This window comes from Campylobacter devanensis (genome assembly GCF_002139915.1).
GTDB lineage: Bacteria > Campylobacterota > Campylobacteria > Campylobacterales > Campylobacteraceae > Campylobacter > Campylobacter devanensis.
In genome coordinates this window covers 505,195-526,561 of record NZ_CP018788.1, presented here as the reverse complement: position 1 = coordinate 526,561, position 21,367 = coordinate 505,195, and the positions used below count along the sequence as shown (strand labels likewise).

19 protein-coding genes are annotated in these 21,367 nt (G+C 34.4%); 4 read left to right on the top strand and 15 right to left on the bottom strand.

Annotated features, from left to right (window positions below; translation table 11 throughout):
- Genes leuS through yajC form a run of 5 tightly spaced genes read right to left on the bottom strand, consistent with a single transcriptional unit; the run spans position 1 to position 5,627 of the window.
- Complete coding sequence (gene leuS / locus CIGN_RS02645; protein WP_086302140.1) at positions 1 to 2,433, bottom strand: leucine--tRNA ligase; 2,433 nt, start codon at positions 2,431 to 2,433, stop codon at positions 1 to 3.
- Positions 2,434 to 2,442: 9 nt separating this feature from the next.
- Positions 2,443 to 2,781, bottom strand: coding sequence for a DUF6394 family protein (locus CIGN_RS02640; RefSeq protein WP_086226273.1), 339 nt, complete (start codon positions 2,779 to 2,781; stop codon positions 2,443 to 2,445).
- Between the two features lie 9 nt (positions 2,782 to 2,790).
- Positions 2,791 to 3,765, bottom strand: coding sequence for a protein translocase subunit SecF (gene secF, locus CIGN_RS02635; protein ID WP_086302139.1), 975 nt, complete (start codon positions 3,763 to 3,765; stop codon positions 2,791 to 2,793).
- A 1-nt stretch (position 3,766) separates the two neighbouring features.
- Positions 3,767 to 5,350 carry a protein translocase subunit SecD gene (gene secD, locus CIGN_RS02630; protein ID WP_086302138.1) on the bottom strand — a complete coding sequence of 528 codons (1,584 nt, stop codon included), beginning with the start codon at positions 5,348 to 5,350 and terminating at the stop codon, positions 3,767 to 3,769.
- A complete protein-coding gene (yajC, locus tag CIGN_RS02625; RefSeq protein WP_086234673.1) occupies positions 5,337 to 5,627 on the bottom strand; it encodes a preprotein translocase subunit YajC in 291 nt (96 codons plus the stop codon). The genes secD and yajC overlap by 14 nt, the downstream gene beginning before the upstream one ends.
- On the opposite strand from yajC, the gene CIGN_RS02620 reads away from it, so the two are divergent.
- Entirely contained in the window at positions 5,600 to 6,865 is a 1,266-nt protein-coding gene (locus CIGN_RS02620) for an apolipoprotein N-acyltransferase (protein WP_086302137.1), read from the top strand. The genes yajC and CIGN_RS02620 overlap by 28 nt on opposite strands.
- 125 nt (positions 6,866 to 6,990) lie before the next feature.
- Positions 6,991 to 7,632: an outer membrane beta-barrel protein gene (locus CIGN_RS02615; RefSeq protein WP_086302136.1), complete on the top strand. Its 642-nt coding sequence runs from the start codon at positions 6,991 to 6,993 to the stop codon at positions 7,630 to 7,632.
- A gap of 67 nt (positions 7,633 to 7,699) precedes the next feature.
- On the opposite strand, the gene CIGN_RS02610 is transcribed toward CIGN_RS02615, so the two are convergent.
- From CIGN_RS02610 to secA, 6 genes are read right to left on the bottom strand one after another with little or no spacing between them, the layout of a single operon-like run.
- On the bottom strand, positions 7,700 to 8,395 hold the full coding sequence (locus CIGN_RS02610) for an ABC transporter ATP-binding protein (RefSeq protein ID WP_086302135.1): 696 nt from the start codon (positions 8,393 to 8,395) through the stop codon (positions 7,700 to 7,702).
- Entirely contained in the window at positions 8,392 to 9,156 is a 765-nt protein-coding gene (locus tag CIGN_RS02605) for an ABC transporter ATP-binding protein (RefSeq protein ID WP_086302134.1), read from the bottom strand. The genes CIGN_RS02610 and CIGN_RS02605 overlap by 4 nt, the downstream gene beginning before the upstream one ends.
- The gene (locus tag CIGN_RS02600; protein ID WP_086302133.1) at positions 9,153 to 10,196 is read right to left on the bottom strand and encodes a branched-chain amino acid ABC transporter permease; all 1,044 of its coding nucleotides are present in this window, start codon (positions 10,194 to 10,196) and stop codon (positions 9,153 to 9,155) included. The genes CIGN_RS02605 and CIGN_RS02600 overlap by 4 nt, the downstream gene beginning before the upstream one ends.
- Positions 10,197 to 11,093 carry a branched-chain amino acid ABC transporter permease gene (locus CIGN_RS02595; protein ID WP_086224817.1) on the bottom strand — a complete coding sequence of 299 codons (897 nt, stop codon included), beginning with the start codon at positions 11,091 to 11,093 and terminating at the stop codon, positions 10,197 to 10,199. It abuts the gene before it with no gap.
- 58 nt (positions 11,094 to 11,151) lie between these two features.
- Positions 11,152 to 12,342 carry an ABC transporter permease gene (locus CIGN_RS02590; protein WP_086302132.1) on the bottom strand — a complete coding sequence of 397 codons (1,191 nt, stop codon included), beginning with the start codon at positions 12,340 to 12,342 and terminating at the stop codon, positions 11,152 to 11,154.
- Entirely contained in the window at positions 12,342 to 14,897 is a 2,556-nt protein-coding gene (gene secA / locus CIGN_RS02585) for a preprotein translocase subunit SecA (protein WP_086302131.1), read from the bottom strand. Before secA ends, CIGN_RS02590 begins: the two co-directional genes overlap by 1 nt.
- A 119-nt stretch (positions 14,898 to 15,016) precedes the next feature.
- On the opposite strand from secA, the gene lolA reads away from it, so the two are divergent.
- Complete coding sequence (lolA, locus tag CIGN_RS02580) at positions 15,017 to 15,532, top strand: LolA-like outer membrane lipoprotein chaperone (RefSeq protein WP_086228147.1); 516 nt, start codon at positions 15,017 to 15,019, stop codon at positions 15,530 to 15,532.
- Between the two features lie 9 nt (positions 15,533 to 15,541).
- Here the strand turns inward: lolA and CIGN_RS02575 are convergent, their stop codons facing one another.
- Together CIGN_RS02575 and CIGN_RS02570 are read right to left on the bottom strand one after the other, a co-directional pair.
- Entirely contained in the window at positions 15,542 to 16,000 is a 459-nt protein-coding gene (locus tag CIGN_RS02575) for a hypothetical protein (RefSeq protein WP_086235903.1), read from the bottom strand.
- Positions 15,997 to 17,310, bottom strand: coding sequence for an ATP-dependent DNA helicase (locus CIGN_RS02570; RefSeq protein ID WP_086241026.1), 1,314 nt, complete (start codon positions 17,308 to 17,310; stop codon positions 15,997 to 15,999). Before CIGN_RS02570 ends, CIGN_RS02575 begins: the two co-directional genes overlap by 4 nt.
- A gap of 53 nt (positions 17,311 to 17,363) precedes the next feature.
- On the opposite strand from CIGN_RS02570, the gene CIGN_RS02565 reads away from it, so the two are divergent.
- Positions 17,364 to 19,271, top strand: a complete 1,908-nt coding sequence (locus CIGN_RS02565; RefSeq protein WP_086302130.1) for a bifunctional C40 family peptidase/M15 family metallopeptidase — start codon at positions 17,364 to 17,366, stop codon at positions 19,269 to 19,271.
- Here the strand turns inward: CIGN_RS02565 and gltS are convergent.
- A complete protein-coding gene (gene gltS / locus CIGN_RS02560) occupies positions 19,264 to 20,466 on the bottom strand; it encodes a sodium/glutamate symporter (protein ID WP_086302129.1) in 1,203 nt (400 codons plus the stop codon). The two genes, CIGN_RS02565 and gltS, sit on opposite strands and share 8 nt — an antisense overlap.
- 141 nt (positions 20,467 to 20,607) lie before the next feature.
- The gene (locus CIGN_RS02555; protein ID WP_086302128.1) at positions 20,608 to 21,258 is read right to left on the bottom strand and encodes an FtsZ/tubulin family protein; all 651 of its coding nucleotides are present in this window, start codon (positions 21,256 to 21,258) and stop codon (positions 20,608 to 20,610) included.
- Positions 21,259 to 21,367 lie beyond the last annotated feature (109 nt).

The following is a 21,367-nucleotide window of genomic DNA, read 5'->3' as shown; positions in this document are numbered from 1 at the left end:
CTATCCCTTTATGACGATATTTACAAGCTTATTTGGCACATAAATTTCTTTTATAATCTCAGATGAGCCAATCCACTTAGATACAGCGATTTTGGCTTGATTTATGATCTCTTGATCGCTTAAACTCTTATCTATCTCTATCTCGGCTCGTCTTTTGCCATTTATAGTGATAGCTAAATTTATAGTATCACTCTCAAAAACTTCACTTTTAAGCTCGATTTTTCTAAGATTTTTAAGTCCAAATAACTCGCTACTAAGCTCCCAAGATACATGCGGGATAATAGGCTCAAGCAAACTTAAAATTATATAATACCCCTCCGTCCATATATCTTTGTTTTGTTGAGCATTTAGGGCATTTAGAGCCTCCATACAAGCAGCGATTAAGGTATTAAATGTAAAGCTACTCTCAAAAACCTCGCTTGATTTTTTAAGTGCTTCATAGACTTTTAGCCTTGCGTATTTCTCATCTTTGTTTAAATTTGCGTGATTTATAGATGGGATTTGCTCTGTTTTATAGGCATTTACACTTCTATCATAAAGCCTATTTATAAACTTAAAAGCACCCTCAACAGCGCTATCATTCCATTCAAGCTCCTTTTGTGGTGGTGCTGCAAAAAGTATAAATAGCCTTGCGGTATCAGCACCATATCTATTTATAATCTCATCTGGATCAACCGTATTTCCCTTGCTTTTACTCATCTTAGCGCCATCTTTTAAGACCATACCTTGAGTTAATAAACTAGCAAAAGGCTCACTATCACGCAAATAGCCAAGATCTCTTAAAACTTTTTGAAAAAATCTAGCGTATAAAAGATGAAGTATAGCGTGTTCTATCCCACCGATATATTGATCCACACTCATCCAATAATCAACACTTTTTTTATCAAAGGCTACTTTTTCCCAAGTTTTCTCATCACTTGCATATCTAGCAAAATACCAGCTACTTTCAAAAAATGTATCCATAGTATCGGTTTCTCTTTTAGCTTCACCACCGCATTTAGGGCATTTACATTTTTTGAAATTTGGATGCTTGTCTAGCGGATTTCCCTCACCTGTGATACTCACATCTTCAGGCAATAAAACAGGCAAATTCTCAATACTCTCGCACACAACTCCACATTTATCACAATGCACTATAGGGATCGGCGCACCCCAATATCTCTGTCTAGAGATGCCCCAATCTCTTAATTTGTAGTTTGTAACCTCTTTACCGCTACTGCTATTTTCGAAGTATTTTATGATAGTTTTACTAGCCTCATCATAATCCATATTATTTATCATATCTGAATTTATATGCTTGCCGCTCTTTTGAGTATATGGCAACTCATCGCACTCTATTATCTTTTTAATAGGTAGATTAAATTTAATAGCAAACTCATAATCCCTCTCATCATGAGCAGGCACAGCCATCAAAGCCCCATGACCATACTCAGCTAAGACGAAATTCGCACACCATATCGGCACTAGCTCTTTGGTTATCGGATGGATAGCATTAATGCCTAGATAGACCCCATCTTTATCGGCTATTTGGCGCTCTTTTGGACTTTGATTTAGCATAAATTTGATCTTATCTTTTATCTCTTTTGGGGTATTATCACTATTTAAAATCTTTTTTGTAAGGCTATGCTCTGGCGCTAAAGCACAATAGCTAACCCCATAAATAGTATCAGCCCTAGTAGTAAAGACCATAAATCCATTTTCACTAGCAATCTCTTTGCTACGATCATCAAGCTTAAATTCAAACTCAAGCCCACTACTTTTACCTATCCAATTCTCTTGCATAGTGATAACTTGATTTGGCCATTTGCCATCTAAATCTTTTAAACACTCCAAAAGCTCATTAGCATAATCTGTAATTTTGAGATAATATCCTGGCATCTCTTTTTGGATTACATCGTGGCCGCATCTCCAACATTTGCCATCTTCTACTTGCTCATTTGCCAAAACTGTTTGGTCATTTTCACACCAATTTACCACAGCGGATTTGCGATATACTAAGCCTTTTTCATACATTTTTATGAAAAACTCTTGCTCCCATCTTGTATAGAGTGGATCACTAGTAGCTAATAAGCGATTTTTAGAAAAGCTTAACCCTAATGTATCAAGCTCTTTTATCATATATTCTATATTTTCATATGTCCATTTTTTAGGATGAATTTTATGCTTTATAGCGGCATTTTCTGCTGGCATACCAAAGCTATCAAAACCCATTGGTTGAAGGACATTAAACCCCATATTTCTATAATACCTAGACAAGGCATCACCTATAGCGTAGTTTCGCACATGCCCCATGTGAAGTCTACCACTCGGATATGGAAACATAGATAAAATATATTTTTTAGGTAAGTTATAATCATCTTTTGGCTCGCTATAACCGCTATCTCTCCAAGCAGTTTGCCATTTATACTCTATATCTTTAGCTACATATTGCATTATCTATCCTTAAAATTCATCTCTAGTTTTATACGCTTCTATCAATATCAAAATAATAGAAAATATATTTGCCAAAATCGCACCTATAACTAGCGTATATACCATACTTTGGCTATAGCCAGTTATTAGCAATACAAAAGCAGGAATTAGGTGTAAATCAGCCACCAATGAACTAGCAAAAAGCTCCGCTGCGAGCAAATTTCTCACTCCTACTTTTAATAGAGTTGAGATCAAATTTATACTAGCAGCGATAAACAGAGCCACAGCACTATCTTCAAATAAAAACCCAGCCGTAGTAGTCAAGCTCATAAGCGCAAAAAATGTAAATATAACCTTACCCCAATCCATATAAACTCCTTATAATCTACCTTTTTCATACATAGCGCGAATTTTCTCTTTCTCTTTTTTTCTTAGCTCCTTAGCAGCAATCAACGCTCTATAACCCTCAACACTAAATCTAAACCAACTTAGCATAGGTGCTGCTATAAAAACCGAGCTTAGAGTGCCGATTAAAATTCCAATTATCATAATAGTAGAAAATCCATGTATCATATCTCCACCATAGAAAAATAGCGTAATCACGGCTAAAAGCGTAGTCACAGAGGTCATCAAAGTCCTAGAAAGAGTAAGCGATACAGACTCATTAATCACCCCAAATAACTCTATAAATTTACTCTCTCTAACCCTCTCTCTAATCCTATCAAATATAATAATAGTATCATTTAGCGAATATCCTAAAACAGTTAAAACCGCCGCTAAGGTATCTAAATTCACATCAATACTAAGCAAACTAATAGCCCCAAGCACGATAACTACATCGTGAATTTCGCTAAATATGGCTGCTAGTGCAAATCTCCACTCAAACCTAATACCAATATAAACAAGTATCAAAATAAGCGAAACCGCAATAGCCATTATACCTTTTTGCCTTAATTCACTACCGATTTTTGGCCCTACTACATCAACTCGGCGAATCTCAAATTCCCCACTACCTTTAAGCATATCAGCCACAAAATCCCCAGGATTATTGCCCAAACTATCACTAGTTGTGGTATATCTAATGGTGATTTCGCTAGCTGAACCAAACTCTGTGATAGTAGCATTTTTCAAAATTTCATTACTAGCAAATTTCTGCCTAATCAAATCTATTGGCGCATCCTTATCATGATATTTAACCTGAATTAGCGTCCCACCAGCAAAGTCAATCCCATAATTTAACCCCTTGGTAAATAAAAGCGCAATAGAGCCAAAAAACAGCACACCACTAAGAGCAAACATCACCCATCTAATGCTCATAAAATTATATATTTTACCCTTATCAAATATCTGCATTTTAGCCCCTTTTAATTCTATAACCAAACCACAGCACGCTACTACCCTTTTCTATCTTGCGACTTAAAAACTCAAACATCCCATGGGTACCTAAAATCGCCGTAAGCATAGAGGCTACAATACCTATACTCATAGTTACAGCAAAGCCCTTTACAGGCCCAGTGCCATAAGCATACAGAGCAGCTGAAGTTATAAGCGTGGTTAAATTCGAATCCACGATAGCGCTCATAGCGTTTTGATAGCCCTTTTGGATACAAGTGTGGATATTGTGACCCTCTTTTAAAAGCTCTCTAATACGCTCATTTATAATCACATTGGCATCCACGGCCATACCGATAGTAAGCAAAATACCAGCCATACCAGGAAGTGTAAGCGTCGCACCAAATAGAGCCATAACCGCTATAAGTAGCACTATATTAACAACCAAAGCGATATTAGCCAAAACTCCAGCTAGACCATACACCATAACCATAAATATCAAAACCAAAATAGCACCCACAGATAGAGCCACCATACTTTGATCGATACTTTGCTGGCCTAGGCTTGGGCCTATGCTTCTTTTCTCTTCTAAATTCACAGGAGCTATTAATGCCCCGCTTCTTAAAGCTATAGCCACATCTCTAGCCTCTTCTACACTAAATCCACCACTTATCTGACCGCTTCCACCGCCGATTCTCTCATTAATAGATGGAGCTGAATATACTCTATTATCTAATACTATAGCAAGTCTTTTACCTACATTTGCCCCAGTAAAATCCCCAAATATCTTAGCACCTTGAGCATTTAGAGTAAAATTTATAATTGGCATATTTGTTTGATTATCAAATGCCACCTTAGCATCTACTAGCATACTACCATCTAAGATGGGAATTTCATTAACTAAATACTTATATCTTGGATTTCTAGCATCGCTTAATAATAGATCTCCATAAGCTGCAGCCTCATCTTCGTTCATAGTTTGAGCCATATCTTGGCGTTTTTCATCCACTGCCATGAGCTGTAAATGCGCTGATTTGGCTATCAAATCCATAGCTCTTTGCTCATCGGCTGCATTTTTAATACCAGGAAGTTCAACTAAAATTTTATCCTCACCTTGCTTAATCACCGTAGGCTCAGCCAAGCCAAACTGATCTAAGCGATTTCTGATAGTCTCTACTGCTTGATCTACTGCGTATTTGGCTGTGTCGATCTTCTCTTGCGGGGTGAGTAAAATTCTGTAATTTAGCTCATCTTTTTGAATTTCAATACCACTGATTTTAGATAAAATTCCATCTAATTTCTTGATATCATCACTATCTAAAAGAGCTATACTAATCCCGCTCTCATCGACTTTTAATCTATCTACTAAGATATCATTTTTATCAGTATCATATTTGATAGCTGAAGCTATTGATTTGATTTTAGATATTAAGGCTGCGTCTGTTTGGACGCTTAATAGCATATATAAACCACCTTGTAAATCAAGCCCTAGGCTTACCTTTTTACCATTTTGACTATCAGTAAAGCTTGGTATAGAAAAAAATATACCAAACACTAAAGCAAGGATAAAAACTATAAGCCTATAAGTTACCCTACTTCTCATCACTTGACTCTATTTTGTCCAATTTTTTGGCGACAAAATTTCTATCAATGCGGACAATTACATCATCATTAAGCTTAACTTTGATAAAATCATCGTCTGGTTTTACCACTTCGCATACTAAGCCTCCATTTGTGATGATTTTATCACCTTTTTGGAGATTTGCTAGCATATTTTTATGCTCACGCTGCTGCTTTTGCTGTGGTCTAATAACCAAAAAATAGAATATTGCGAACAATACAACAAGAGGTAATAATGAAGTTAGCATTGAATTTTCTGCCATGTAAATCCTTTAAGAAAAAATTAGTTGCCTATTTTACATTAAAATTTATAATAAAAGGCTTTATGATCTCCATTTTGCTATCCCTTTTTATATTTTTGGATCTACTAAATTTAAAATACATAGCAAATTTAGGGCTTTTAAGTGCGATTATAGGTTTATATATCCTTTTAAAAAGCGATAGAAAAATTTGGTTTTGGAGTGGGTTTTTTATCGGATTATTTTGGTTTTATTGGATTAGTTTTAGTTTGGTTTATTATAATTTTGGCTATCTTATACCTATTGAAATTTTGGGAATTTGTTTAATATATGGTTTTATATTTTTAGCTGTTAGTTGGCTAGAGAGTATCTATATCAAGGCTATTTTCTTGCTATTTGCTAGCTATGTGGCACCTTTTGGCTTTGATTGGTTGAATTTTGAATTGATATTTGTCGATACGCTTTTTAAGCCTACTATTTATACTCTTGCTTTGGTGCTTATATCTATAATTATAGCTATTAAATTTAATATATATTTTGGTATCTCATTGCTTATTTGCTCTTTAGCGATTAATTACAACTATAAAACTGAGTCTAAAAGCCTTCCTTTTGATATCTCACTTATTAGCACAAATATTAGTCAAGATAAAATCTGGGAACGCTCTACAAAAGATAAAATTGTAAAAAGCAATCTTGATATGATTGATCAAGCTATAAGCGATGGCTCTAGAATTGTAGTTTTACCTGAGAGTTCATTTCCACTATTTTTAGATCATAGTGAAATTTTACTTAGTGTTTTAAAACAAAAATCATATCAAATCGCCATCGTAGCTGGAGCTCTAGGAGCTAATAATAATAAGATATATAATTCAACCTATCTTTTTGATAAAGGGGAAATAAAAAGACTTGACAAGCTAATATTAGTGCCATTTGGTGAAGAGATACCACTTCCAAATTTTATTAAAAATTTAATAAATGAGATATTCTTTGATTCAGCCGTAGATTATAGTCATGCTAATAGCGTAAGTGATTATGAGATTGATGGAATCAAGATACGAAATGCTATCTGCTATGAAGCTACCAAAGATGAGCTATTTAAGGATAATCCTAAATTTATGATAGCTATTAGCAATAATGCGTGGTTTAGTCCATCTACTCAGCCAAATTTACAATCCAAAATACTAAAACTAAAAGCATATAAATACAAAACCACAATCTATCATAGTGTAAATGGTAGTCCAAGCCAGATGATTACTCCATAGTATTGCTATGGGTAATATATTTAAATTTTTATCTGGTTTTTAGCGAATTTCAGCTTACTTTTATAGGGGGGGTACAATGCTGTATGGATTTTTGTAATCCAAATTCATTATACAAGGACTTTTCTATGACAAACATAGTTAAATTTGGTGCTGTAGTTGTAGCAGCTACAGCTATTTTAAGTAGCAGCGCAGCAGCACAAGGCGTATTTGTAGGGGTTGAAGGTGCATTATTGCAAAGTCAAGTCAAACTAGATGATATATACCCATCAGTACTTGATGACCCAAAAGATACTTCGATTGAGCTTGGATTAAAAGGTGGTTATGACTTTGATGCTTTTAGAGTTTGGGGTGGCTACTCATATAGAACTAAAGGCAGCGAAGATTATAATATGAAAGATGGCGCAGATTTTATAAATGGTGAATTTAACTGGCAAACTCACAATATTTTAGTAGGAGCTGATTATACTCCATCATTAACAGATAGCTTTAAATTAGCTCTAGGTGCTTATACCGGTCTCTCAATTGTTAAGGGTGAATTCTCAGGCCAAGCAGAATACACTACAGATGGTCTTACATATGTTATGGATAATGATTCGACAACTGGCACAGGCGCAATATTTGGTCTAAAACTTGGTGGTATCTATGAAGTTGTTGAAAATAATGAGATTGAATTTGGTATAAAAGGCGACTACCAAACAACTGGTATAGAAGATTATGATAACATACTTAACTATGGTGTATATGTAGGGTATAACTACAAATTTTAATAAAATGGGCGAAGAAATTCGCCCTAATTTATACTTAAATTTACTCTAAATCTATCTAAATTTACAATTATGCACCAAGATATCTTTTGCGAATTTCATCATTGCCTATCATATCTTTTGATACACCTTCCATAACGATATGGCCATTTTCTAATACATAGGTATAATCACTGGTTTTAAGCGCTAAAAATGCATTTTGCTCAACCAATAATATAGTAATACCCTCTTCTTTAAGCCTCTCAATAATATCAAAAACCTCGCCTACAATCTTAGGAGCAAGGCCAAGGCTAGGCTCATCAAGCATTAAAAGCTTTGGCTCACTCATTAAAGCTCTAGATATAGCTAACATTTGAGCCTCTCCACCGCTTAGAGTTCCAGCAAGCTGATCACGCTTTTGCTTAAGCCTTGGAAATAGATCATACATAGTCTCTTTTAAATGCTCATAGTTTTCATCATTATTAAAAGCACCCATTTTAAGATTTTCTTCTACGGTTAAGTTTATAAATACTCTTCTACCTTCAGGCACCAAAGCAATTCCTTGCCTTACAAGTGTATGAATTTTATGCCTACTAGTATCATATCCTAAGAAATTTATCTGGCCACTTCTTTTAACTGAGTTTATAAGTGCATTTAAGGTGCTACTCTTTCCAGCACCATTTGAGCCTATAAGGCTTACTATTTGGCCAGTTTGCACAGAAAAGCTAATCCCCTTTACAGCCTCAATCATTCCATAATATACATGCAAATTTCCAACATCTATCATTGTATAAAATCCCCTAAATAAGCACTTATAACATCTTCGTGTTTTACCGCATCAGCTGGCGAGCCAGTAAAAATCACCCTACCATAATCAAGCACTAAAACCCTATCGCAAAGATGATTTACAAATTTCATATCATGCTCAATTAATAAAATAGATAATCCATCAGTAGCCCTAAGATCAAATATTAAATTTGCTAACTCATCAGTCTCGCTAGGATTCATACCAGCTGCTGGTTCATCTAGTAAAAGTAGTTTTGGATTAGTTGCTAACGCTCTTGCTATCTCTACTTTGCGCTGCGTTCCGTAACTTAAGTTTTTAGCAAATTCATTAGCATATCTAGCAATACCTAAACGCTCTAAAATTCCCATAGCGCGCTCTTTGGCTATTCTTTCAGATTTAGCAAATCTACCAAGATGCAAACAAGCTTCTAAAAAACTATATTTTGTTGAGCTATTTAAGCCGATTAATACATTTTCTAAGACAGTAAGAGAACCAAAAAGACGAATATTTTGAAATGTTCTAGCAATACCTAAATTTACAATTTTATTTGGCTTAATTCCATTTAATCTTTTGCCATCAAATTTGATCTCACCACTGCTTGGCTCATAGGCTCCAGTAATTATATTAAACATAGTAGTTTTTCCAGCCCCATTAGGCCCAATAAGCCCAAAAATCTCTCCACTTTTTACACCAAAGCTAGTCTCTTTGATAGCCTCTACACCACCAAAATTTTTACAAATTTTACTTAGTTTTAATATCATTTGTGTCTACCTCTAAATAGATCCCCTAGCTCCATCTGCCCCATAATACCCTTTCTAGCAAACAGCATTACAAAGATTAATACTAATGAGAATACAACCATTCTAAGCCCTGGGTAAGCCTCGGTTTGATAGCCAAAGATATTCATAGGCTCATCTAAAAATCTTAGCCACTCGCTACCACCAATTACTAACACTGTACCAATAATAGCTCCAGTAGTACTACCAAGTCCACCAAGCACTATGATAATAAGCAGTAAGAATGTAAACATAAATGTAAATTGATCAGGACTAACACTACCTAATAATCCAACTAGTAAAGCTCCACCCATACCTTCAAAAAATGCACTTACACAAAACGCTGTAGTCTTAGTAGCAAAGGTATTAATCCCCATAGCCATAGCTGCGTCTTCATCATCTCTTACGGCCTTCATAGCTCGGCCAAATTTAGAATATACTAAATTTAAAATTACAACAGTAGCAAAAATAGCTAGTCCACCACTATAAAAAATATTTGTAAAGCGACTTAAATCTCCATTACTATCGACTCTCATAACCTCATTTAAGCCAATTGAGCCATTTGTAAAGGCAGGAAAATTTACAGCTAAAAGTTGAATTATAAAACCAAACCCCAAAGTAACAATAGCCAAATAATCACCCCTAACTCTAAATACAGGCATAGCAAGCAATAAAGCTAAAAGTGTAGCACAAACACCACTGACAAACATTGCTAAAATAAAATTACTAGTATAAATAGCTAAGATAATATTTGATGGCTCAGCTGCATCAAATTGATATAGCTTAGAATCAGCATTAAGAAGCAAAATAGCCGCCACATAAGCCCCAACAGCCACAAATCCATTTGGCTCAAGACTAAATTGTCCAGTAACTCCATTTATAAGATTATAGCTAATAGCAAGAGTAATAAATATAGCAATATTATTTACAATTCCTAAACTATACTCGCCTAGATACGCATCACAGAAAAATAAAAACCCAATTGCTAAAATAACAGCTAACCAAAATTTAAATCTACTTGCCATCTAAAACCTACTCTTTTCAAAATTATATCCCAAAATTCCAGTTGGTTTAAATAGTAAAACCAAAATCAAAAAGATAAATGCAAAAGCATCTTTAAACCCTGCAAGATCTGGAAATAGTGCCACAGCAACAACCTCTGTAAATCCAATAATAAATCCGCCAAGCACAGCTCCGCCAACGCTACCAATACCGCCAAGCACCGCAGCGGCAAAAGCCTTAAGTCCAATTAATACGCCCATTAATGGATCGATACTAGGATAATTAATAGCCCAAAATACACCGCCAATGGCAGCAAGAGATGAGCCAAGTCCAAAAACAATAGATATGATTAAATTTGCATCAATTCCCATTAAATTAACTGTACTAATATCAAAAGCAAGCGCTCTAATTGCTATGCCATATTTTGTTTTATAAAGCACATACAACACTATCATTAATAAAAATATTGTAATTACTGGTACAAAAATAGCACTAACTGGCAATGTAATCGCACCAATACTTACTACTTGTTCAAAAAACTCAGGTACATTAAATGATCTAGGTGTGCCACCAAATACTACTTGAAACACATTTTCAAGTAAAAAACTAATACCAATAGCTGTAATTAATAGTGAAATTCTAGGAGCTGAACGAAGTGGTTTATAAGCAATCTTATCAGTACAAACACCAAGAAGTGCCGATACAACAACTGCAAAAAGTAAAGCAAATCCAAAAGGAAGTGCCATACTAGTCATACAAAACAAAGCCACATATGCCCCAACCATCATAATATCGCCATGAGCAAAGTTGATAAGCCTTAAAACACCATAAACCATAGTATAGCCAATAGCTATCAAGGCATACATAGATCCAAGGCTAAAACCATTTACCATCTGCTGTAAAAATAGAGTAATATCCATAAATTTCCTTCTACATAAACCTAATATTGTGCCAAAAACTACTAAACTCTAAGTAAATTTATTCATTTCTTAAGGTAGTTAAAATATCTACATTACTAGCTTTTTTGGCTGGATAATATGATGATAGCAAAACAATTACTATCGCACCAATCAAAATCATTGCTAAATCACTTAAAGCTAACTCCATTGGTAATTTTGAGCTTCCATAAACATCAGCAGGTAAATTTACTATATCAAAGCTACCTAGCAACCATACTCCAAAAAGCCCCAAAATAAGACCAAAAATTATCCCGCTTCCTCCAATTACAACACCTTGAACAAAAAAGCTTTTTTTAATCTCGCTTTTACTAGCACCAAGTGCAAGCAAAAGAGCAATCTCTTGACGACGATTCATCACGGTCATAAGAAGTGAGCTAATAATATTTAAACTAGCTACCAAAATAATAAGCATTAAAACAATAAAAAGCGCCCTTTTTTCCAACTCCAAAGCACTAAAAAAATTACCATTTTGTTCCCACCATCCAATGGCTCTTTGACCTGGGGATAGATTTTGATTTAATTTGACAATATCACTCTTTGGATCATCTGAGTAGATATGAATTCCATCATATCTACCACTTTCATAGCCTAAAATTTTAGCCAAAGCATTAACATCTGTATAAGAATAAGCCTTATCATATGCGATTAATCCGGAGCTAAAATTAGCTACATAATTAAATCTTTTCATCGTTGGCATAGATACTAACCCGCCAGCACTAAGCTGCATAAATAGCATAGTAACCTTCTCATTAAGCGAAAGGGCAAAATCATCAGCAATCCCCTTGCCTAAAACTATCTCAAAGCCATTTGGCGTGGTATCTTTTAAGGCTTCATTAATTACAGAGTTTATCTGCTTTTCATCATCAAAATTCACACCAAACAGCAATCCACCCTCTAGCTTGTTGCCATATTTTACAATAGCTTGTGTAGAGATATATGGGCTAAATTTAAGCTCTTTAAACTGCTCTTTAAGCCTGATTACATCGCTATCATCGATAGAGCCTTTCATATAGCTTATAATCGTGATTGGATAGTTCATAGTAAATAGCTTACGCTCAAATTCTTTATCAAAACCATTCATTATAGCCATAGCAATTATAAGCACCATAAGCCCAACACTAACCCCCAAAAAAGCTAAAATCGCCGATAGTGTGATAAATGGCTGAGACTTATCAAATCGTAGATATTTAAATAGCAGATACTTAACCACTAGGCAAAGACTCCGATTTTTGGCCCACTCTTACCACAACACTCTTTATATTTTAACCCACTACCGCAAGGGCAAGGCGAGTTGCGAGATGGTTTTTTACCGGTTTTTAGGCTCTCTTTTGGCGTTTCTATATCTTTAGATTTTGACTCTTGCGATGGCTCTTCTATTTTAAATTTAACCACCTGTAAGGCTCTTGCACTCTCTGTTTTAAGCTTACTCACAAGCTCCATAAATAGATTATAACTCTCTTTTTTATACTCTGTTAGGGGATCTTTTTGGTTATAGCCTCTAAGGCCGATTCCTGTTTTTAAGATATCCATTTGATATAGATGCTCTCTCCAAGCAGCATCTAAAATTTGAAGATATAGCAATTTTTCAATCCCTTTTCTTTGTTCAATATCTATTTGCGACATCTTTAGCTCATAATCAGCAGCCAATTTATCTATAATCAATCCTTTAAGCTCATTAAAATCAAGACCTTTAAGCTCATTTGGATCAATATCAATTAGACTATTTTCTTTTACCACAAGAGCTAATCTATTCGTATCAAAATCTTCGCTTAACCCACCTTCTATAACATCAGCCTCACTTAACATCATTAATACTAAATCTTCTCTATTTGAGATTATTTTCTCTTTAAGATCGCTATTTGGGTCTAGTAGCTCATCTCTATATTTATATATAGTTTTTCTTTGTTCATTTGCTACATCATCATACTCTAAGACATGCTTTCTACTCTCAAAATGCAAGCTCTCTACTTTCTTTTGAGCATTCTCTACAGCACGAGTAACTAGCCTACTCTCTATGCTCTCACCCTCTTCTATACCTAATCTTTCCATAATAGCTTTTATCTTATCACTACCAAATATCCTAAGGAGATTATCTTCTAAGCTTAGATAGAATCTACTAATACCAGGATCGCCCTGACGACCAGCACGGCCCCTTAATTGATTATCTATACGGCGGCTCTCGTGCCTTTCTGTGCCTATGATATATAACCCACCAAGCGCTCTAACCTCATCATCGATTCTGATATCCACGCCACGACCAGCCATATTAGTTGCAATAGTTACAGCACCTTTGACCCCAGCTTCGGCAATGATTTGCGCCTCTTTTTCATGGTTTTTAGCATTTAAAACTGAGTGAGCTATACGCTCTTTAACTAGCATTTTGTGAAATACTTCACTCTTTTCGATACTTGCAGTACCTACTAGCACTGGCTGACCTTTAGCATTTGCTATTTTTATCTCTTCTATTACAGCTTTAAATTTCTCATTTTCACTCTTATATATTAAATCATCTTTATCAACTCTTTTAATTGGTAGATTAGTTGGGATAGAGATTACATCTAAGTTATAAATTTGAGCAAATTCAGCTGCTTCAGTCTGTGCTGTACCAGTCATTCCAGCAATTGTTCCATACATCCTAAAGTAATTTTGAAAAGTGATATCAGCTAAAGTTTGGCTCTCTTCTTGGATTTTTACACCCTCTTTAGCTTCTAAGGCTTGATGAAGGCCTTCACTAAATCTTCTACCTTCGCTAAGTCTACCAGTAAACTCATCTACAATTACCACGCCTTCATCACGAACTACATAGTGTACATCTTTTTCAAATAGATTATGAGCTTTAAGAGCTTGATCTAGATGGTGGCTTAAGATTGCATTTTCTAAATTATATAAATTTTCTACACCAAATAGCTGTTCAGCTTTAGCGATTCCAGCCTCAGTTATTATTATAGTTCTACTCTTTTCATCTACGATAAAATCCCCAGTTGGCTTATCTTGTGGTGTAGCAGCTGGCTCTCCTCTTTTCATAGCTCTTGCTACCTCATCAGCCTTAATATATCCATCTAAGGTGCGATTAGTAGGCCCTGAGATAATCAATGGAGTTCTAGCCTCATCTATTAAGATACTATCAACCTCATCTACAATTACAAAATTATGCTCTCTTTGCACTTTGCTAGATAGTTCAAATTTCATATTATCACGCAGATAATCAAAGCCAAATTCATTATTTGTACCATATGTAATATCAGCATCATATGAGGCTTTACGCTTTGTATCATCATACTCACCACCTACTATAATACCAACACTAAGGCCTAAAAAATTATATATAGCACTCATTTGAGTAGCATCTCTTTTGGCTAAATAGTCATTTACTGTAACTACATGAACCCCTTTTTTATCCATAGCATTTAACACCACTGGCAAAGTCGCTACTAAGGTTTTACCCTCACCCGTTTTCATCTCTGCAATCTTGCCTTCATTTAAAACCATACCGCCTATTAGTTGCACATCAAAGTGTCTCATATTTAGCGTTCTTTTTGACACCTCTCTAACAATAGCAAAAACATCATTTAATATGCTATCTTTAGTAACCTTGCCATCTATTAAAGAGCTTTGTAAAGTAATAAATTCGCCCCTTAATTCATCATCACTTAAGGCTTCATATTTTGATTCTAAGGCATTAATTTTGGCTACTCTTTTATAATATTTTTTAATCTCTTTATCATTTTTAGTTCCAAATATTTTTCTAGCTATGAATGAAAGCATATTATATCCTGTAGTTAAAATAAGTCGCTATTTTATCTAAAAATCCCTTAAATTTAAGCTTTTATTTGCTAAATTTAGCTAAAATCATCTATTTAAAATACCCAAATTTAAGGCAAAATATGAGAAAATTTATACTTGTTTTTATCCTATCTTTAAATCTTTTTGGAGCTAATGAGTTAACATTTAAAAGTTTAATTGGCGAATTTACTCAAACTATCACCAGTCAAGACCAAAAGATAATATATACTGGGTCGTTAGCTATTGATAGTGATTTTGGTGCATTTTGGCAATATAATACACCAATGCAAAAACTAATATATTTTAGCAATAATCAAGTTATTATCATAGAACCAGAATTAGAACAAGCCATAATTACTAACCTAAAAAGTTCTCCAGATATCACTAAAATACTAAAAAACGCCAAAAAGCTTAGCGATGATAATTTTCAAGCAGTTTATGAAGATGTAGTCTATGATATTATAACGCAAAACTCACTACCAAAACTCATTGCTTATGAAGATAAACTAGGCAATAAAGCTATAATTGAATTTACCCAAATAAGCAAAGATAAAATAATAAGCAAAGATATTTTAACGCCACAAATTCCAAGCAATTACGATATTATTAGCAATTAAAATTTTTTATTAAAATCTACCATCTAAGAGTTGATTTTCAATCTTTGGTAAATTTGGCAAATTAGGCTGAGTTGAATCACCCTTGTTGTGCATATCTCTTATAGCATCAAGAATCTTTTGAACATTAGTTTCATCAACAAATTTGAGCCTAATGATATATATATCATCGATTGTTATAGAGTGCTTTTTATCTATATATTTTGTTAGAGTAGATTTAAAGCTCTCTTTGCCCTTTGAGGTCATAATATCTTCAGCATAAAAGCTACCTACAACAATATTTAAAGCATCATAAATAGGCGCTCTTGCCACATTATCATCTCTAGTTATAATCTCTAAATCCATTGATATTTTTTTAAGATTATTTACATCATATTTGGAGTATAAATCACTCTCAAACCCCTCTACACTCACCACATCACCAAAGCTAATTCCGCATAAAATTAGCCAAAACATAAAAATTTTTTTCATATTCCTTCCTTTATAAAATTCTCTTTTTCATAAAACCTAGCTACGCATTTATCTATATTTACTACACTTTTTAGATATGAGTAAAAATCTCTTTTGCGTGTATAAATTATACTTAAATCATCCCAGCTAATTGCTCGTGATAGTGCTACATAAAGCTGTCCATTAGCAAAAATATTATTTAAATCACATACCAAACGCCTTATACTCATACCTTGTGATTTATGGATTGTAATAGCGTAGGCTAATTTTAGTGGAAACTGAGTAAATTCAGCCCGCAATTTCTCTTTTATACCGCCTTCATCATCTTTTTCATACTCAAAAAGTGAATATGTAAATGGCTCTACATCGGCTATATTTCCGCTATCTTTTAGTACACTTATACTAACTACCACGCCATTATCATCTTTATTAATATTTTTGATAATGCCTTGTTCGCCATTATAATACTCGCCCCATTTATTACATAAAAACATAACTCTAGCACCGATTTTTATCTTAAGCTCACTTAAGACATTTAGATTATTTATCCATTTAGTATAAGCATCGTTTTGCAGTGTCTCATCATAAACTCTACCACTTGCACTTATAGTTTCAAGCTGATTTGGAATCTGGGCTAATTTTTTAGCATTTAATGCATCGGCTTCAGCATTTCTACCATATAAAATTACGCTATCTTTGGCAATCTCATTTGTAATTTTTGAGCTTAGTTTTTTGTAAATTTCAGCATCAATATTTCCTAGTCTAATGCGTGAAAGCATAGAATAAAACTGAGTATCTGATGTACGCTTAGATATTACCAATTCAATATTTTTAAATTTAAAATTATACCAAGCTGTCGAGTCAAATGCATAGTTAAATTTTATTAATGTCATATCATCTTTTTGGCGTTTAACAGGTGGGAGCTGATAAAAATCCCCTACAACCATAAGCCGCCCTTTAAATTCACCCTGCATCAGACGCAAGGATATCATCTCCATCAATTCAGCACTTACCATAGATATCTCATCAATTATCAAAAGATCAATATTTTTGATAATATCAAATAACTCTTTTAGCTTTGATTTTTGCTTGAGATCAAGAGCTTTTAGCTCCATATGATTAGCACAAAGCCCAAATTTAAAAAAGCTATGTATAGTCACCCCACCGATCCCAACAGCACTAATCCCAGTGCTACCAAGTGCTACAATATTCTTACCATTATCTTTATAAATTCGCATAATCTCTTTGGTGGTATAGCTCTTGCCTACTCCGCCACCACCTGTTAAAAATAGATTATTATCCCCAAGAAGCTCTATAATACAATTTAACAAACTATTTATCCTATTTTTGTTAGAATTATACCCAAAAAATATTAAGGATAAAGATGAAAAATTCGCTACTATTTCTAATAATTTTTATATTTTTAGGCTGCGCTAAACAGAGCTATACACTAAATGAGCTAAATTTAAGGCTTGATTTGGATTTTAATCAAAGTGCAAATATCTTGCCCGATACCGCTCTAAACTTCAAATCAAATAATAATGAACTAATCAATAGATATTTTAGCGTTTGGGATAGCGGATTTGATGTAGATATAAATGACGCTATGTGGGCGTTTAATACCTACACTTATGAGAAGCAAAAATATTATGGAGAGAGCCATATTTTGCGTGATCAAGAGTGGTTTGATAGACATAGACAAAATGCGAATTTCGCAGCTTATAAAAGAGTTTTAAAACCTGCAATAATCCTTAGAGATACTGCCGTTAGGAGTTTTCCTACCAAAGAGAGACTATTTTTAGATAGTAGGCCAGGCGAGGGATATCCATTTGATTACTTACAAGATTCAAATTTAGAAGCCTTTCATCCAGTTTTGGTATCACATTTTAGCCTTGATGGTGCGTGGGCCTTTATCCAAAGTGACTCATTTACCGGCTTTGTAGCCAGTAATGATATCAAGATTCTAAACAAAAAAGAGGCTAATGAGTTTAGAAAATCCAAATTTGGCATATTTATTAAAGATAGAATTGCTATAAAAGATCAATCTAATAAATTTCTATTTTACTCAAGAATCGGCGGCCTAGTCCCATATACAAAGATTGAAAATGGCAACTTCATCGCCCCTCAAGGCTATAAAATCAGCCAAGATATCGCCACTATAAATTTAGAGCTAAACTCCAAAAACGCTAAACTAATATTAAATGAGATGATAGGGATGAATTACGGCTGGGGCGGACTCGATGAGCTTAGAGATTGCTCTGCTTTTACCAAAGACTATTTTGCTAGTTTTGGAATTTGGCTACCACGAAACTCCAAACCCCAATCCCAAATCGCTCAAATAATAGATTTAAAAGAGTTATCAGATGAAGCCAAAAAGGCCAAAATAGTTGAATTTGGCGTCCCTTATGCTACGCTTTTGTATATGCGTGGCCATATAATGCTCTACACCGGCGTAGTAGATGGCAAAATCAGCGTTACTCACGCTTCATGGGGTTTAAAGACCAAAAACAACTCTAGAGCAGTCATAGGTCGCACAGCTATAACTGATATCGAGATTGGCAAGGATAGAAGTGATATAAAAGCGCTTTTATTAAGCCTTGTAGAGTCTATGAATATCTTAACCCCAAATCCAAAACTAGCCCTACAAAATAGCTACAATATCAAATTTCAAAACAATAATATAATATTTGCCAACAACTCATATATGCCATATGAGATAGGTAGTAGCGATATTTTAAATAACCCAAGTATAAAAGATATGTTTGCTCTAAACTACCCACTTTTAAAGCCTTTAAACTCTAAGTTAATAGACGCTGGACGGATAAGAAATGAGCAGTTTTTTAACGCAATTTATGGCGATAGCAAAGAAGCAGTAGAGGCTAATCTAAGTGAAGTAATCTGGCTAAAAAATAGCCTAAACCAAAAGATCAAATTCAACTCCTTAAATGGCGCAGCCAAAGCACTACAAAAAGTCAGCGATGAGCTTGATATATTGGTAAAAAATGAGCCAAATTTAATTATCTATCTTCAAGATATCGGCGGAACATTTAAATATAGAAATATAGCCCAAACCAACAGACTATCACCGCATAGCTGGGGAATCGCTATAGATATAAATGTAGCAAATAGCCACTACTGGTTATGGAGTAAAGATGGCTATCAAAACAAAATTCCATATAAAATAGTAGAGATATTTGAAAAAAATGGATTTATCTGGGGCGGCAGATGGGAGCATTTTGATACAATGCATTTTGAGTATCGCCCCGAATTTGCCGCCTTAGGTATTAATTAAATATAGGCAATCCCATCATTGCTGAAATTATAAAGGCATTTATAATATCTATGAAAAACGCCCCAACCAATGGAATAACGATAAACGCCATATGGCTTGGGCCATAATGTTTTGTTACCGTTTGCATATTTACAAGTGCCGTAGGCGTAGCACCAAGACCAAATCCGCAATGCCCAGCCGATAGCACAGCCGCATCATAATTCTTACCACAAAATCTAAAAGTGATAAATATAACATATAATATCATAAGGATAATTTGAACTATAAGAATTGTTAGCATTGGAAGTGCTAGTGAGATAAGTTGAGCGATATTGATAGTCATCAAAGCAAATGCCAAAAATAGAGATAAACTCACATTGCCAATCACAGAAATTTCACGATCAAATACTGTGTGAATTTTGGTTGCTGATAGGATATTTCTAAGCACAGCACCAGTAAGCAAACACCAAACAAATGTAGGCATAGTTACAAATGTAACAATTTTTTTAAGCTCAGTCCCCACTAGCAAACATATAGCAATCAACGCCAAAGACTCCACAAATGAAGAAGATGTTATCAATCTTCGTTTTTCAGGCTTTTCAAAAAGAGTTGGATCGACCTTCTCTTCTAAGTGATGTCCGCTTAGACTATTTTTCACAACCAAATATCTAGCCACAGGCCCACCTATGATTCCGCCTGCTATCAAACCAAATGTAGCCGCCGCCATCGCTACTTCCATAGCTGGAGCGTAGTTATAAGGCTCTTTGATAAACTCAGCCGCCCATGCTGCACCCGTACCATGCCCACCACTCATTGTGATAGATCCTGATAGCATCCCTATAATAGGATTTTCACCCATTGCCAAAGCCACACCGATACCGGCTAAATTTTGTAAAATCAATAACCCAGTTACAATAAATAAAAATCCGATAATTACCTTTCCACCCTTTTTAAAAGAGGTAAAATCCGCACTAAGGCCGATAGTAGCATAAAAGGCAAGCATTAATGGATCTTTAAGCGAACCATCAAAACTAAAGCTAATCCCAATATATTTATTAGCTATAAATAACAAAATAGCCACAATAATCCCACCCACAACTGGCTCAGGAATATTATAAACTCTTAGGAATTTAACATGTTTGATGATGAAAGTACCTAATAACAAAACAAAAACCATCGCACAAAGAGTGGAGTAAAAATTGAGTGTAATTTCCATTTAAATCCTTAAAATTTAATATTAATACCTATTATATTTAATTTATTTAAACAATAAAGCATTTATGAGAATTTTTGATAATAGCCAATACCCAAATTCTCACTACTAATATCTATTCCCATGCCTTAGCTAGAGCTCTTTTTATTGGAGTTTAAATACATTATCAAAAAAGTCAGCAACCATTAAGGTTACCAAAACCTTATCAATCGGCATAGTTACATCGCATTTTGTACTCCAGAATATATCAGCATTAGGATCAGCAGCTGCTTCTATAATTTGAATAGCTTCAGCCATATCACTCATCGGACAATCAGGATGTATAGTAAAATTAACTATAGCGCCCATTGTGCCTTTTATATCTATACCACCTAAAAGATGAGATTGCATAGCTGATTTTAAGGCTTCTTGAGCTGCCTTCTCGCCTTGAGCCTCACCAACACCCGTCAAGAAACATTCTATACTACTCATAATGGTTATAATATCAACAAAATCAATATTGATATCGTACTCACTATGACTAAGAAATATAGAGCTTATACCATTTACTGCACTCGCTAAAATAGTATCAAATGATTCAATGTTATCTTTTGGGTCAGCTTTACTATCTGTAATATCACTTAATTTCTCATTTGAGATAACTACAACGCCATCGCATATTTTTTTAAGCTCATTAATATTTTTAGTAGCAAGTTGAATTTGTTCATTATTTTTAAATTTAAATGGAGTGGTTACTATAGCTATGCTAGTTTGGTAAATATAATTAGTGGAGTAAAAATTGAGTGTAATTTCCATGTTACCACCTTAAATTTAAATTAGATTTATAATTATATTCAGTTTAGCTTAAATAAAAGGTAGATTTTGGAATTTGTAGTTAAATTTAAGTTATAAATAAAAGATAGAT

What these genes read in the sequence shown, in the direction of transcription:
- CIGN_RS02565 (WP_086302130.1), top strand. Translation starts at nt 17,364, where the DNA reads ATGAAAAATTCGCTACTATTTCTAATAATTTTTATATTTTTAGGCTGC.
- CIGN_RS02620 (WP_086302137.1), top strand. Translation starts at nt 5,600, where the DNA reads ATGAAGTTAGCATTGAATTTTCTGCCATGTAAATCCTTTAAGAAAAAA.
- CIGN_RS02605 (WP_086302134.1), bottom strand. Translation starts at nt 9,156, where the DNA reads ATGATATTAAAACTAAGTAAAATTTGTAAAAATTTTGGTGGTGTAGAG.
- secA (WP_086302131.1), bottom strand. Translation starts at nt 14,897, where the DNA reads ATGCTTTCATTCATAGCTAGAAAAATATTTGGAACTAAAAATGATAAA.
- CIGN_RS02595 (WP_086224817.1), bottom strand. Translation starts at nt 11,093, where the DNA reads ATGGATATTACTCTATTTTTACAGCAGATGGTAAATGGTTTTAGCCTT.
- CIGN_RS02610 (WP_086302135.1), bottom strand. Translation starts at nt 8,395, where the DNA reads ATGATAGATGTTGGAAATTTGCATGTATATTATGGAATGATTGAGGCT.
- CIGN_RS02555 (WP_086302128.1), bottom strand. Translation starts at nt 21,258, where the DNA reads ATGGAAATTACACTCAATTTTTACTCCACTAATTATATTTACCAAACT.
- CIGN_RS02575 (WP_086235903.1), bottom strand. Translation starts at nt 16,000, where the DNA reads ATGAAAAAAATTTTTATGTTTTGGCTAATTTTATGCGGAATTAGCTTT.
- secF (WP_086302139.1), bottom strand. Translation starts at nt 3,765, where the DNA reads ATGCAGATATTTGATAAGGGTAAAATATATAATTTTATGAGCATTAGA.
- lolA (WP_086228147.1), top strand. Translation starts at nt 15,017, where the DNA reads ATGAGAAAATTTATACTTGTTTTTATCCTATCTTTAAATCTTTTTGGA.
- yajC (WP_086234673.1), bottom strand. Translation starts at nt 5,627, where the DNA reads ATGGCAGAAAATTCAATGCTAACTTCATTATTACCTCTTGTTGTATTG.
- CIGN_RS02615 (WP_086302136.1), top strand. Translation starts at nt 6,991, where the DNA reads ATGACAAACATAGTTAAATTTGGTGCTGTAGTTGTAGCAGCTACAGCT.
- gltS (WP_086302129.1), bottom strand. Translation starts at nt 20,466, where the DNA reads ATGGAAATTACACTCAATTTTTACTCCACTCTTTGTGCGATGGTTTTT.
- CIGN_RS02600 (WP_086302133.1), bottom strand. Translation starts at nt 10,196, where the DNA reads ATGGCAAGTAGATTTAAATTTTGGTTAGCTGTTATTTTAGCAATTGGG.
- leuS (WP_086302140.1), bottom strand. Translation starts at nt 2,433, where the DNA reads ATGCAATATGTAGCTAAAGATATAGAGTATAAATGGCAAACTGCTTGG.
- CIGN_RS02640 (WP_086226273.1), bottom strand. Translation starts at nt 2,781, where the DNA reads ATGGATTGGGGTAAGGTTATATTTACATTTTTTGCGCTTATGAGCTTG.